This window comes from Staphylococcus sp. GDY8P120P, from assembly GCF_017892065.1.
In the GTDB taxonomy this organism is placed as follows: Bacteria; Bacillota; Bacilli; order Staphylococcales; family Staphylococcaceae; genus Staphylococcus; species Staphylococcus nepalensis.
On sequence record NZ_JAESKI010000022.1, the window covers coordinates 59,834 to 75,137 of the forward strand.

Annotated in this window: 13 protein-coding genes; 5 read left to right on the top strand and 8 right to left on the bottom strand. The window is 32.1% G+C overall.

What is annotated here, in order from left to right:
• Positions 1–203: 203 nt before the first annotated feature.
• On the bottom strand, positions 204–1,412 hold the full coding sequence (locus KA900_RS12190) for an MFS transporter (protein ID WP_210139691.1): 1,209 nt from the start codon (positions 1,410–1,412) through the stop codon (positions 204–206).
• Between the two features lies 1 nt (position 1,413).
• Positions 1,414–1,848 (bottom strand): MarR family winged helix-turn-helix transcriptional regulator, encoded by a 435-nt coding sequence (locus KA900_RS12195; protein WP_210139692.1) that lies wholly within the window; start codon positions 1,846–1,848, stop codon positions 1,414–1,416.
• A gap of 220 nt (positions 1,849–2,068) precedes the next feature.
• Between KA900_RS12195 and KA900_RS12200 the strand changes: the two genes are divergently transcribed.
• Positions 2,069–2,830 carry a VOC family protein gene (locus tag KA900_RS12200; RefSeq protein ID WP_210139693.1) on the top strand — a complete coding sequence of 254 codons (762 nt, stop codon included), beginning with the start codon at positions 2,069–2,071 and terminating at the stop codon, positions 2,828–2,830.
• Here KA900_RS12200 and KA900_RS12205 read toward each other — a convergent pair.
• A complete protein-coding gene (locus KA900_RS12205; protein ID WP_103372519.1) occupies positions 2,827–3,081 on the bottom strand; it encodes a hypothetical protein in 255 nt (84 codons plus the stop codon). The genes KA900_RS12200 and KA900_RS12205 overlap by 4 nt on opposite strands.
• A gap of 120 nt (positions 3,082–3,201) precedes the next feature.
• Between KA900_RS12205 and KA900_RS12210 the strand changes: the two genes are divergently transcribed.
• Entirely contained in the window at positions 3,202–4,452 is a 1,251-nt protein-coding gene (locus KA900_RS12210; protein ID WP_207572740.1) for a lipid II:glycine glycyltransferase FemX, read from the top strand.
• A gap of 194 nt (positions 4,453–4,646) precedes the next feature.
• Complete coding sequence (locus KA900_RS12215; RefSeq protein WP_115342002.1) at positions 4,647–7,826, top strand: efflux RND transporter permease subunit; 3,180 nt, start codon at positions 4,647–4,649, stop codon at positions 7,824–7,826.
• A gap of 156 nt (positions 7,827–7,982) precedes the next feature.
• On the opposite strand, the gene mspA is transcribed toward KA900_RS12215, so the two are convergent.
• Together mspA and KA900_RS12225 are read right to left on the bottom strand one after the other, a co-directional pair.
• On the bottom strand, positions 7,983–8,300 hold the full coding sequence (gene mspA / locus KA900_RS12220) for a membrane stabilizing protein MspA (RefSeq protein WP_096808671.1): 318 nt from the start codon (positions 8,298–8,300) through the stop codon (positions 7,983–7,985).
• A gap of 63 nt (positions 8,301–8,363) precedes the next feature.
• A complete protein-coding gene (locus tag KA900_RS12225) occupies positions 8,364–8,540 on the bottom strand; it encodes an SE1832 family protein (RefSeq protein ID WP_096808672.1) in 177 nt (58 codons plus the stop codon).
• Between the two features lie 148 nt (positions 8,541–8,688).
• Between KA900_RS12225 and KA900_RS12230 the strand changes: the two genes are divergently transcribed.
• On the top strand, positions 8,689–9,597 hold the full coding sequence (locus KA900_RS12230) for an AEC family transporter (protein WP_119487684.1): 909 nt from the start codon (positions 8,689–8,691) through the stop codon (positions 9,595–9,597).
• Between the two features lie 541 nt (positions 9,598–10,138).
• On the opposite strand, the gene KA900_RS12235 is transcribed toward KA900_RS12230, so the two are convergent.
• From KA900_RS12235 to KA900_RS12245, 3 genes are all read right to left on the bottom strand, one after another.
• Positions 10,139–10,930: a glucose 1-dehydrogenase gene (locus tag KA900_RS12235; RefSeq protein WP_119487683.1), complete on the bottom strand. Its 792-nt coding sequence runs from the start codon at positions 10,928–10,930 to the stop codon at positions 10,139–10,141.
• Between the two features lie 94 nt (positions 10,931–11,024).
• The gene (locus KA900_RS12240; RefSeq protein ID WP_103372525.1) at positions 11,025–11,882 is read right to left on the bottom strand and encodes a RhaT/GlcU family sugar-proton symporter; all 858 of its coding nucleotides are present in this window, start codon (positions 11,880–11,882) and stop codon (positions 11,025–11,027) included.
• Positions 11,883–12,075: 193 nt separating this feature from the next.
• A complete protein-coding gene (locus KA900_RS12245) occupies positions 12,076–12,945 on the bottom strand; it encodes a GNAT family N-acetyltransferase (protein WP_115359560.1) in 870 nt (289 codons plus the stop codon).
• A 123-nt stretch (positions 12,946–13,068) separates the two neighbouring features.
• Between KA900_RS12245 and KA900_RS12250 the strand changes: the two genes are divergently transcribed.
• On the top strand, positions 13,069–15,207 hold the full coding sequence (locus KA900_RS12250) for a DNA topoisomerase III (RefSeq protein WP_207572739.1): 2,139 nt from the start codon (positions 13,069–13,071) through the stop codon (positions 15,205–15,207).
• Positions 15,208–15,304 lie beyond the last annotated feature (97 nt).

The window sequence follows — 15,304 nt, forward strand, 5'->3', positions numbered from 1 at the left end:
TTGGTTGTATGTTTTTTTGAAACCGTAGAATATGATGAATGCAAACTCAAGCATGACATACGTTTTGTGGTCATAAAAACTACCGATAAGAATACCCCCTCGAAGTAACCATTGAAAAATGAAAAATTTGAGGGGGTATTTATATATAAAATATCATTTAAGTACACTGTGAACTCTTTGTAATTTATCGTTTATATCAAATATTAAAATGCACTAGTGTGTTTTACTTTTTTACCGTGCACAAAGTAATAAATAACACCTGTAATCAATACTAAAATTGCCATAATAGCGTATAGCTGTGCGAATGATACAGCAGAAGTTACGAAACCTAATACATACGGGCCAAATCCAAGACCCAAGTCTAAACCGATAAAATAAGTTGATGTCGCAATACCATATTTTGCTGGTGGAGATACTTTGATTGCGATTGCTTGCATACATGATGAAATGTTCCCGTAGCCTGCCCCCAAGAATAATCCTGCAAGTATAAGTAACCAACTATTATTTGTGATACTTAATGTTAGGAATGTAAGGATTAAAAAGATGAATGCTGGATAAGCTACAACATTTTCATTTTTATCGTCCATCATTCTTCCAGCTACTGGTCGTGTAACTAAAGAAGCAATAGCATAGAAAATAAAGAAATAACTAGAAATTGTAACTAAATTAATTTCTTGAGCAAAGAATTGTAAAAATGTCAGTATAGATGAATAAGATAATCCTGCAAGTAGCATAATAATAGCAACTGGCAGCGCTTCTTTTGCAATATAATGATTGATATCAAATTTCTTATTCTTAGCATTTTGGGGCATAGCAACTTCACTTGTTAAATCGATATTCAATTTAATAAAGAATGAAATAATAAAACTTACGATACCACATAATAAGCATAGTAAAAATAATAATTGAATAGGAAATGTATTGATAAGTAGAAGACCGAAGAATGGGCCTATTGCAGCTCCAATAACTAAACTTAATGAGAATAGGCTAATCCCTTCACTTTTTCTTTCTGGTGGCGTGGTATATGCCGCGATTGTTCCAGTAGCAGTTGTCGTAACGCCAGTAGCTATACCATTAACTAATCTTGTAAACATAAGCACTGCTAAAGCGCCTTCGATAAAGTAGAATAATTGAGTGATAATTAATAAGATTAAACCGATGATTAAAATGCGCTTAGGACCGATTTTATTAACATATTTACCTGTAATAAAGCGGCCTATTAATGATCCAATAATGAATAAACCAGATACAAGCCCAGCCATACTATCTGATGCATGGTATTCTGATTTCGTATAACTTGCAATAATAACAATAAGTAAATACATACATAAATAAACTAAAAAGTTTGTAATAAAATTAATGTTAAAACTCTTTGTCCAAATAGGTGACTTCGTCGATGCTGTTTGGTTCATTTTAAAATTCCTCCATTGCTAAAATTTGTTCATGAATAGATTGTAATGATTTGGTAATATGTTCAAGTTCTGACGTTGACAAGCCTGTGTTTTTAATAATTTTGTCTTGCAATTTATCTACACGAGTACTGATATTGTTATACAGTGATTGTCCTTCTTGAGAAAGTGAGAGCCATTTTTCTCGTTTGTCTGTGCCTGATTCAACAGTTAATAAGGATTTTTCAGAAAGTACTTTTAAAATTTTTCTAGCTGTTGGTTTTTCAATTGAGCGTCGTTTTGAAATTTGTACTAGAGTGGTTGGCGCATTGTAACAAATGTCTTTTAATACCAGCCATTGTGCTGGATAGAGTTCAAATTCTTCAAAAATAGGTTGAAAAAGTTTGGTATAAGGTCTATAAATGGCGATAATATTATCAAATACAAATTTATTTTCCATGAATGAGTGCCTCCGAAATAGTTAGCTTAGCTAACTTAATTTTGAACAAATTATATTTTAATCTATTTATGGAGAAAAATCAATACGTATTTTAAAGAAAACGTTTTCGTATAGAAAGATAGGAAAATGTAATATTTTAAATTGAGGTAATGAGTTATAAGAAGTAAACACGTGTACAATTTGTTAAGATAAAGCTAAAGAAGAAATAGGGGGATAAGTCATGAAAGATTTAAAATTAGATCATATTGTTCATTATGTACAACAGTTAGATAATTTCAAATTCCCAGGCCGCATATTTACATTACATCAAGGTGGAAAGCACGATAGATTAGGCACGTATAATCGTTTGGCTTATTTAAATAACGCATATATTGAATTATTAGACGTTTATAAACCGGAAACATTACAAAAAATAATTAAGAGTGAAGAAGGACGTGTGTCTTTTCCTTCGAAAATCGTTCAAGACCATTATCAACAAGGTCTAAAAACAATAGCCTTTCAAACACAGGATATATCTAAATTGAAAGAAAATTTAGAGGCCCAAAATATAGAGGTTGTCGGCCCCTTAGAGATGGATAGAGAAAATACCAAAGGTGAAAAGACTACATGGAAGTTATTATATATTGCTGATCCTGATTATAGGGTGAAGCCGCCCTTTTTTATCCAATGGGATGAAAGCGTAAAAGAGAGAGAAACAAAGATAGCGCCATTACGACAAGAAGCTTTTACTATAAAAGGTATTGAAATAAACAGTACCGAAAGGAATCACACCGCTGAAAAGTGGAAACAATGGTTTGGAATGGAAGTCGTAAGTCATTCAGAAACCGAGACAACATTAAAATTAAAAAATGATGATGTTGTCTATCGAATATATGATGGGGCATATTCTGGTTACAAAGCAGTGATATTAAAAGACAATAAAACAGCCTCTCCCTACACATTGATTATTAGAGGGCTAAAGTATAAAGTTGAAGCAGATTAATAAATATAGATATATATACTATGCGCAATAACAATAACATGTATCAAAGAAACCATTAGTGTTAAAATAGTTAAGGAAGTTGCCAATTTGTTTTTACCAGATAAAAGTAATAAATAAACAGATAATAAAAATGTAAAAGCAGCTAATATAATCCTCAAACTTAGGTATGAAATACTAAAAGATGTACCAAACGCTTGAATTACAAAAATTAAATTGACTAGGAAAAGTAGTCCTAATATGATGATACGCATAATAATCACCTCATTTCTTTATTTACATTATTATATCAAAGAATAGGAAATGATGTGAAAGAATGCGTGAAGCAATGTATAATAACAAAGTATGTAATGGTAAAAGGAGATATCAGTTTTATGGAAAAGATGAATATCACAAATCAGGTTCATGATGCGTTTGTCAAATCACACTCACAAGGAGATTTGTTACAATTAACACAATGGGCAGAAACAAAAAAATTAACTGGCTGGTACTCGAAACGTATTGCAGTCGGTGAAAATGGCGAAATTTTAGGCGTAGCCCAGTTATTATTTAAAAAAATACCTAAATTGCCATACACACTATGTTATATTTCAAGAGGATTTGTAACTGATTATAGTAATAAGCTTGCGTTAGAAACATTATTACAATATGCAGTACAAATAGCTAAAGAAGAAAAAGCTTATACAATTAAAATAGACCCAGATGTAGAAGTGGATAAAGGTGCTGACGCACTGAGACATTTAAGAGAATTAGGATTTAAACATAAAGGATTTAAAGCAGGCCTCTCTAAAGACTATATTCAACCAAGAATGACAATGGTAACACCTATTGATAAAAATGACGATGACTTAATTCAAAGTTTTGAAAGAAGAAATCGCTCAAAAGTGAGATTAGCTTTAAAACGCGGCACCAAAGTAGAGCGTTCTGATAGAGAAGGTTTAAAAACATTTGCTGAATTAATGAAAATTACTGGTGAAAGAGATGGCTTTTTAACAAGAGATGTTAGTTATTTTCAAAATATTTATGATGCACTTCATCCTGATGGCGATGCAGAATTATTTTTAGTGAAGTTAGAACCTAAACCAGTACTTAAAGATTTACGCCAAGATTTAGCACAATTAGAAGAAGAAAAAGTGAAATTAACTGAGAAAAAGCAAGATAAAAAAACATTAAATAAAATAAATGACGCCGAAAATAAAATGAAAAAGACACAAGAACTAATTGATGAAATGGAAGCGCTAGAAGACAAGCATCCAGAAGGCATCTATTTATCTGGGGCGTTACTTATGTTTGCAGGAAACAAGTCATATTATCTTTACGGTGCTTCCTCAAATGATTATCGTGATTTCTTACCAAACCATCATATGCAATTTGCGATGATGCAATATGCCAGAGAACATGGCGCGACTACATATGATTTTGGTGGCACAGATAATAATCCAGATAAAGATTCAGACCACTATGGACTATGGACATTTAAGAAAGTGTGGGGCACTTATTTAAGTGAAAAAATTGGGGAATTTGATTATGTTTTAAATAAACCGTTATACCAAGTGATTGAAAACCTTAAACCTAAATTGACGAAAGCGAAAATCAAACTTTCACGTAAATTAAAACGTAATTAATATTAAGAAGAGTATGTTATAAAGATAGACACGTTATAAGGTATTAATATGAAAGTTAAACTTTATAACGTGCATTTTTTATGGGTTTTAAAGTATACATATATTTTAAAAGTTAAAGTGATACAAACAAATGATTGAATAATAAAACAATATACTGACATAAGCTGAATTATAATGTAGAGGAGAAAGAAAATATGATCAAAAAACTTTTACAGTTTTCACTGGGAAATAAGTTTGCTATCTTCCTTATGGTCATACTGGTTATATTAGGTGGCGTATATTCAAGTGCTAAAATGAAACTTGAACTATTACCTGACGTAGAACCACCAGTAATTACTGTACAAACGACAATGGCAGGAGCTACGCCTGAAACGATCAAAGATGATATAAGTGATAAGATTGACGACCAAATAAGATCCATGGCAAATGTAAAAAATGTTAATGCTCAATCCATTCAAAATGCTTCTATGGTATCTGTTGAATATGAAAATGGAACGAATATGGATAAAGCTGAAAATGATTTAAAAAAGGAATTGGATAAAATTAACTTCAGTGATGAAGTTGAAGAACCAGAGTTAACGAGAAGTTCCATGAATGCTTTTCCAATTGTAGCCTATTCATTTACCACAGATGATAATAATCTTAAAGATACAACAAGCAAAGTTAATAACCAACTATTGCCTAAATTACAGACAATTGATGGCGTACAAAATGCACAATTGAACGGGCAAACATCACGAGAAGTTTCAATAAAATTTGACCAAGATAAATTACAACAGAGTGGTTTGACTGTAGAAAGTGTGGAACAATTTTTAAAAAGTGCTACTAGTGAAACCCCGTTAGGATTATTCCAATTTGGTAAAACTGAGAAATCGGTAGTAATCGATGGACAATTCACTTCAGTAGAAGCGTTGCAAAATTTGGAAATCCCATTATCAGCATCAAGTATGAGTAGCCAAGGACAAAGTGATGGAGAGTCAACTCAAAATGGTGAGGCGCAACTTTCGTCACAAGCAGCTGATACACCATCGTCTGATAATAATTCGGATGAAGCGGCTAATGATAGTAGTGTACCTTCAGTTAAACTTCAGGACATTGCAAGTGTTTCAGTAGGTGAGGAACGTGAGTCTATTTCTAAAACAAATGGCAAAGACGCAATTAATGTACAAGTGACAAAAGCCCAAGATGCAAACACTGTTCAAGTAGCAAATGATACTAAAAAAGCCATAGATGAATTCACAAAAGAAAATAAAGATATAAAAGCTACAAAAGTGATGGATACGGCCAAACCAATAGAAGATTCACTGTATACAATGATTGAAAAAGCAGCACTCGGTACGATTGTAGCTATTATTGTCATCTTATTATTCTTAAGAAACATTAGAACTACGGCGATTTCAGTCGTTTCCATACCTATGTCTATACTTATTGCGATGGTTGCGCTGAAATTAGCCAATGTTTCATTAAACATTTTAACACTTGGTGCGCTGACAGTTGCAATCGGACGTGTTATCGACGATTCAATCGTTGTAGTTGAAAACATATATAGACGTTTATCAGACAAAAAAGAGGCATTAACGGGTGATAAGCTAATCATCAGTGCAACAAAAGAAGTTTTCAAACCAATCATGTCTTCTACTATTGTTACGATTATCGTATTTCTACCGTTAGCATTTGTAACTGGTTCAGTAGGTGAAATGTTTAGGCCATTTGCACTTGCAATTGCGTTTAGTTTATTAGCGTCGTTACTTGTTTCAATTACGATTGTACCTTCCTTGAGTGCTACATTTTTTAAAAAAGGTATAAAACGGAAAAAAGAAACATCTTTAGGCATAGTAGGTAGGGGCTATAAAAAGATATTACGTTGGTCACTCGCGCATAAATGGATAGTAATGCTTATAAGTACTGTTGTTTTAATAGCTAGTGTGGGCTTAGGTGCTGCGAAACTAGGAACTAGCTTTATCTCAACTGGTGAAGATAAATTTATGGCATTAACGTATACACCAGAGCCAGGTGAAACAGAAGCAGGTGTCTTAGAACATGCTGAACAAGTACAAAAATATTTGAATAATAAAGATAAAGTGAAAACAGTACAATATTCTGTTGGTGGAGCAACACCAACAGATCCGACAGGTAGTTCAAACAGTATGGCGATTATGGTGGAATATGAATCTAACACCCCTAATTTCGATGAAGAACCTGATAAAGTCTTGAATCATATCGAGACATATCAGCATCCCGGGGATTGGGCGAACCAAGATATGAGTGGTGGCGGCACAAATAATGAATTAGAAGTATCCGTAACAGGACCATCACTTGACGCAATAAAAGATACGGTTAATAAAGTTGAGAATGATATGAAAGATATTGAGGGGATGGCAAATGTAAAATCTGATTTAACAAAAACATACGAACAATATAATATCAAAGTAGATCAGAATAAAGCTTCAAATTATGGTTTATCTGCGTCACAATTAGCTATGACATTAAACCAAAACACACCAGAACAAAGTGTAACCACAGTTAAAGAAAGCGGTAAAGAGATTGACGTAAAGATTAAAGAAGATAAAGAGACTGACTGGACAGAAGCAAAACTTAACAACACTGAGCTTCAGACACCAACAGGTCAATCAATTGAATTAAGTGATATAGCTGAATTAGAGAAGACAAGCACACCGAACAAGATAGAAACAAAAGCAGGGGACTATACTTCAAAAGTTTCCGGTAAAGTAACAAGTGATGATGTTGGTGGTACATCTCAAAAAATACTTTCAAAAGTCAATGAAATAGAGAAACCTGATAATGTAGATATTAATGTAGGGGGCGCTAATGAAGATATTAATAATGCAGTAACGCAACTAACTATGGCAATGCTCGCAGCAATTATTATTGTTTATTTAGTATTAGTGTTGACGTTTAAAGGCGCATTGGCACCATTTACAATATTATTCTCATTACCTTATACAGTTATCGGCGTTGTTGTTGCACTAATTGTAACTGGTGAAACAGTTTCTGTACCAAGTATGATTGGTATGCTAATGTTGATTGGTATCGTGGTAACAAATGCAATTGTGTTAATCGATAGAGTAATCAATAAGCAACAACAAGGCATGGAAATGAAAGCAGCGCTATTAGAAGCAGGGGGCACGCGTATCAGACCAATCCTGATGACTGCATTAGCAACGATTGGTGCATTAACACCAATGTTATTTGGTGAAGATAGTTCTATTATTATTTCCAAAGGTATGGCTGCAACAGTTGTAGGCGGTTTAATATCTTCGACATTACTGACATTAATTGTTGTGCCAGTTATTTATGAAATATTGTTTACTTTAAAAGCCAAAATATTAAAAAAAGAAAATAAATCAAAATAACTGATGCAGGACAACATAGAAATGCATTATAATTATTGAACTAATAAAATATGAATCGGGCGTACCGTATCAAGTTGTAGATACCGTACGCCCGTCTTTTAATTTAATAAAAAATGCTGAAATAGCTTAGCTACATCAGCATTAAAATGGGTGTTTTTAATATAAAACTAACGTCAAAATGACATAGATTACAAATAAAACAATACTCATTATATTTAAAATTTGTACAGCTTTCTGGTCGTTCTTACTATTTTTAAAGCCTGTAATTTCCACATTACCTACGATAAGTAATAGCACGATAAATACCCACCAATTTACAGCGGGGAATGATAATGTTGTAATAGCTACAACGAATAACAAAAGTAAAGCCATAATGATACGTAAAATACGTGTAATAATTGTGTTCATCTTAAATATACTTATGTAGCTTACGATTAAATATAACACGGGCAAAAATATAAGATACAGTTGCATATATTACATCCTTTCTATGTTCGTCCTTAATCTTAGCATGTAAAATATTTATTTACTAGGATGTTATTTATTTTCTTTTTGTCTAATTTCTGAACGTACTTCTGCCATTTCTTGTTCTATTTGTTCAAGTTGTCGAATTAAAGGATCTACAGATTGACTAACGGATTCTCTTTTTTCAAGATCACCTTGTAATCGAACGTAATCATGTTTTAGTTCTGCTAGCTTATCATTTAAATCCATTTAATTACCTCCTTCACTATCTTGTATAGGCTTTCAGTATATAGTTAGAATTATAACATGGATTCGAAAGCTTCTAAAATAGATGTAACTTATGTTAAAGTATGAAAATAGAATGAAAATGATATGATTGAATGAAAGAAGGATTTATGTGACCCAACAATTTATTATTATTATTTTACTTATTGCCTTAGGCTATACACTTAAACGCATAAAATACTTTAAAGCTAATGATAGTCAAGTCTTTTCAACCTTAGTCTTAAATGTCACGTTACCTTCTTTAGTAATCGTCAATTTAAATGGGGCAAGCTTAGATTTATCGCTTTCTATATTGCCTATTATGATGATACTATACGGTGTTATTGCAAAAGTCATTGTGATTTGGTTTTTCTTAAAATACGATAATCATATACGTGGCACTGTTGGGATGATGACGGCATCACTCAATATTGGTTTATTTGCTTATCCTCTTGTAGAGGCTATTTGGCCTAAAACAGGTATGATATATTTCGGCATGGCTGATATCGGTGGTGCTATTATTATGTTTGGGGTAACTTATTTTGTTGGGAGTTACTTCAGCAGTGCTGGCGATAATTTTGATTTCAAGTATTTAGGTAAAAATTTGCTTAAATCTGTTCCTTTAATGACATATATCATCATGTTTATTTTAAATATGCTTAATATTCATTTCCCAGAACCTGTAATTAACTTCTTCTCTGTTTTATCAGGTGCTAATATGCCATTATCTATGATTTTACTTGGTTTAATGCTAAACTTCAGTATTGATAATCGCTTTTTACCTATTGCTTTAAAATATTTAGGCTTGCATTATGGCTTAGGCATATTAGCGGGATTATTAGTTTATTTCTTGTTACCAGTAGACGACCAAATGATTAAAACAACATTACAAGTTGCTTGGTTATTACCGATTGGTGTAGCTATCATACCTTATTCTATTCAGTTTAAATATAAGACGTTGCCATTGGTAGGTATGGTCAGTAACTTGACGATTGTAATTAGTATTATTATTTTGTATATCTATCAAGCTTTATTTGTATAAATCATTAAAATAGATAATATTTCTAAACTAATCTGGATAGGTTAGTTCTAACTGTCGACAAAGTTTCCGACTTTGTTGGCAGTTTTTTATGCATACTTTCCGTAGGCATTGCTATAGCTCGTCGTTTTCGGTTAGTGTATTTGCAGGCATCGTATCCAATTACTGCTGCATTTAAAATGAAAGCAATAAAATATATGAAATTATATAGCAAGCGAGTTTATAGGTTGCATAAATATAGTAAAGTAATTAACAAATGCTATGATTTTAGTGAAAATATTGCTATTTTAAAAAATTTTTGGAATAAAGTCGATGAGATAAGCGATCATTGGGACAAAATTAATGTAACTACTGCTCATATTTAGGATGTCGTTTTTAGATAAATTACATCATTTAACAACTTAATAAATCTATTCATCAACCTCACATTAATGTTATACAAACAAAAATAGACAAACCTAGCGCAAATCAAATGTTTGCGTAAGATTTGTCTATTTTTTGAGCCAATCTAAATAAGTTGGTTTGTTATAGACGAGGAGGTATGTTAACCTTTACCTCCCATAAATGCTGGATAGTTTGTCATTCCGCCATCCACATAAATGGTAGTTCCGTGAATATAGCTTGCTAAATCAGATGCGAGGAATCTTGCAACGTTAGCTACTTCATCAGCTTCGCCGATTGCTTTAGCTGGAATCATTTCTAAGGTTTCTTCGCGTGTTTTAGAATCTGAGAATTTTTCTCTTGTATGTTCAGTTACAATTGCGCCTGGTGAGATATTATTAATGCGAATGCCGTATTGCGCGTATTCCATAGACATTGTTTCCATCATTAATTTTAACCCGCCTTTACTCGCGGCATAATTGACATAGTTTGGCCAAGGAATTTTGTCGTGAACGCTTGATGTATTAATAATAATACCTTGTTTATCTTCTTTAAGAAATTGATTAACTGCAGCTTTTGAACCTAAAAAAGCACCAGTTAGGTTGACATCAATCACTTTTTGCCATTCTTCTAAAGGCATCTCGTGAGTTGGTATAGGTTTTTCGAACCCAGCGTTATTAATCATAATGTCAAGTGTACCAAAATGTTTAACGGCAGATTGGACAAGATGATTAACATCATCTTCTTTTGAGATATCTGCTTGAACTTTAATAGCTTTACCACCAGCGTCCTCTATGAATTTAATTGAGGACTCGATAGCATCCATATGACGTTCAGAACGATAGTTTAATATGACATTGGCTTTTTCTTCACCAAATTGTTCTGCCATTGCTTTTCCTATACCACTGCCAGACCCAGTAATAACAACGACTTTACCTTCTAAATCTTTAAACATTTAAAATTCCTCCTTGTTATTCGGCATACTTTAAAAGTTTAGATCATATAATAAAGTATATTGATTGATAATGCTTTGTTGTAACGCTTCTATATTAACCTTTAATATTACCTAAGACAAAGGCAGCTATAACGATTAGTACTATACCTGTCCATATGCCAATCATTTGACGTTTGTCTTTTCTTTCACCTAATAAGAATATTCCTCCAAGTGTAGAGACGATTACTAATAATTGTGAAAATGAAAAGCTAGTTGCTACGCCTACTTTAGGTTGTGAATAGAACATAAACAAGTTACCTATTCCCCAAATTACACCTGGGATTAAATTCCAAACTGTACTTTTTATTGAAGTTTCATGTTTAGCAGATAAAATTAATCCGCCAATTGCCATACCTATAGATTGGAAGAAGAGGGCATTCATGCCATCTACACCAAATATTTGAGCAACTACCACATAGACGACATAGCCTACTGTAGAAATTAATAAAATAGGAATCGCTTTACCAAAGTTTTTGGTATTCTCTGATGCTTCATTTTTTCCTTTAATAGATGTAAGCGCAATACCGCCAACAAGTAAAACCATTGCTACTAAGCCGAGCGCAACTTGAGTTCCAGTACTCCACTCACCTAAGAAAATGGCACTAAATAAAGTTGTGCCGACAAGTTGCAAACCTGTAGAAATTGGCATGGTTTTAGATACACCAATTAAACTCACTGATTTTAATTGATATCCTTGTCCTAATGCCCAAAAAGCACCAGAAATTAAACCTACAATAATAACGATGGGGTCATCGAATTTTGTATTGCCAGTAAGTAAGAGTAAAATACCAATAATAAGCGCACCGAAAGTAGTACCTCTAATTTGGTTGTAAGGGCCTCCACCAACGAGCACATTAATTAAAACAACACTCCCCCAAAACAACGCAGGGAGTAGGGCAATTAATAAATCCATAATTAAGCTTCACTCACTCTCTATTTAATTTTACTTTCCTTCTATATAAAACAATCATTTTTGATCGCCCTAGATACATATTCTAAAGTAAAGTTATCGGATAGTAAAAATATTAGATTATAGTGCAGCCTTTTTATTTATAAAATTAATATGAATAGATAATTTAAACAAGAAACTTATAAAACGCTTACAATTAAATATATGCAGCTACATATTTGAATTTTTTATATTCATAATTAATATTGAAACCTAGTTCGTTGAACCGCTCAACTAAAGTTGAATTTTTGCTACGAATTTTAAAATAAATTTTGTTGATATTATAAGATGTAAATGCAAAATGTAATGAATATGAAAGTAAATCAAAAGCGATACCCATTAATCTATAATCAGAATGAGAAGAAAAATACTTAATTTCAGCAATATGATTATTTTCATAGATTTCAAGGAATAGATAACCTTTAAGCAATCCCTCTGACATAAATATAAATAAGCGATGACAGTCATCCAATGATTCGACGATTTCATCAGCAGTCATGACATCATGTTTAAACGTTTCATTGTGAAGTTTACTAAAATAACGGTAAAAAGCAGGTTGATATTCAATAATATTTTGGGTGTTATTGACTTCGCCCATATCTTTCGTAGTAATGAGATGATAGTCAGTAAAGTTATAAGACGCACCTAAAGATTTCATGAATGGTAAATAGTCTTGTTCGTTTTCTTCGAAAGAGAAATTGAAATTTGCAAAATCAGGTTTGCTCTTTGCCAAACTTTCAAAAAGATGATTCATATCTTCAATAGATGGTTTTATATTTTCAGCTAAGAAAGGCCCAATCACTTTATATTTATTATGCTCATATTTTAGTGCTAAGATTAACATCGTTATTTGGTTTTGCTCATTGACACTTGCAAATACACCTGGATCTTTTATAGCGTCTGAAATAACAGTTCTAATATCATTGTGCATTTGAGGTAGTTTATATAAATAAGAAGCAAATTGGTAGTTAGCACTATTTAGAAATTCTAGAATTTGATCGACATCTTTCGGATTTGTTGTTTTCATATCATTCCCTCCATATGATGAACTATTAAGTTAATTATAAGAACTTTTTCATGTAAATGGAAGTTTTGATGTGCTATATACATGTTACAATAAATATTATATTGAATTTGAAAGGACGAAATTATGAAATCACTTATTATTGCTGAAAAACCTTCAGTAGGCAGAGACATTGCCAAAGCACTAAATATAAATGAAAAACGTAATGGCTATTTCGAAAATAGTAAATATATCGTGACTTGGGCGCTAGGACATTTAGTCACAAATGCGACGCCAGAACAATACGATAATAATTATAAAGAATGGAAGCTGGATGACCTGCCGATTATACCTAAACATATGAAGACGGTTGTCATTAGCAAGACAAAAAAACAATTTTCTATAGTACAATCTTTAATCAATAATAAAAGTGTAAAAGACATTATTATAGCAACAGATGCTGGGAGAGAAGGCGAACTGGTTGCTCGATTAATATTGGATAAAGCCCATAATAAAAAACCTATTCAAAGGTTATGGATCAGCTCAGTAACGAATAAAGCTATTAAAAATGGTTTTTCAAAGTTACAAGATGGACGCAAATTTAATAATTTATATTATGCAGCGTTAGCTCGAAGCGAAGCAGATTGGATTGTTGGAATTAATGCAACACGTGCATTAACTACGAAATATGATGCTCAACTATCACTTGGAAGAGTTCAAACGCCGACAATACAACTTGTTCAAATGAGACAAAACGAAATTAATCATTTCGCACCACAGATGTATTTTACAATGAAAGTTATTGCTGATGGCCTTACATTCCAAAGTGTGAATCCACAATCAGCAACTGATAAAACTGTGTTTGAAAACATTAAAAATGAAATAAACAACAAACCAGCGTTAGTGGAAAAAATAAATAAAACGCATAAGAAATCATACGCGCCTAAACTATTTAATCTAACAGATTTACAACAGGAGGCTTATAAACGTTATCACTTCGGGCCAAAAGAAACATTGAATGTCTTACAAGCTTTGTATGAAAGACATAAACTTGTAACGTATCCACGTACAGATTCGAATTATTTAACTGATGACATGGTAAACACACTTAAAGATCGCGTTCAAGCAATTATGGGTACTTCTTTAAAGGAAATTGCAAAATTACAAATAGCACAATCATTTTCAAAAAATCAAAAATTTATAAATAACCAAAAAGTATCAGACCATCATGCAATTATACCAACAGAAGTGCGTCCTGATATGCAACAGTTAACGCAACGTGAATCAAAAATATATATGATGATTGCTCAAAGATTTTTAGAAAATCTTATGCCTCCTCATGAATATGAAGCTGTAGCTATTAATTTATTAATAGGAAACTATCAATTTGTATTAAAAGATAAAATTACAACAAAATTAGGTTTCAAAGCGATTTATGAAAATAAGGAAGCGGTTAATAATCAAGTTGAGCAATTATCGGAAGGCTCCAAATTAAAAATTACACAATACAAAATCGAACAACAAGAAACAACACCTCCATCGTACTTTAATGAAGGAACTTTATTAAAAGCGATGGAAAGCCCACAAAAATTCTTTAAATTGAATAATAAAAAGCACAATGAAACATTGAAAGAAACAGGCGGTATTGGCACAGTTGCGACTAGAGCAGATATCATCGATAAGCTATTTAATATGAATGCGATTGAATCACGTGATGGAAAAATAAAAGTTACTTCCAAAGGTAAGCAAATTTTAGAATTAGCGCCACAAAAATTAACTTCCCCATTATTAACAGCAGAATGGGAAGAAAAACTTTCATTAATTGAACAAGGAAAATATAATGCAAATCAATTTATATCTGAGATGAAGTCTTTTACGCATGAAGTCGTTAATGAAATTAAAGAAAGTAAGCAAAATTATAAACACGATAACCTAACAACAACTGAATGTCCAACGTGTGGAAAATTTATGATTAAAGTTAAAACAAAAAATGGACAAATGCTTGTTTGTCAGGACCCTAAATGTAAGACTAAGAAAAATGTCCAAAGAAAAACGAACGCACGTTGTCCTAATTGTCATAAAAAAATGATGTTATTTGGTAAAGGTAAAGAAGCAGTTTATCGTTGTGTATGTGGCCATACTGAAACACAGGCACAAATGGATAAACGCCATAAAAATAAAAAGTCTGATAAAGTAAATAAAAAAGATCTAAAAAAATATATGAATAATGATGAAGGTATAGAAAATAATCCATTCCAAGACGCATTAAAAGGACTTAAATTTTAGTTTTATCGAACAAAAAGATATAAAAATATATCAAAGTTCGTGTTTACTATTGTAAATTAGTAAGTTTGGTATTAGAATATGTAGGTATTTTAAAAAA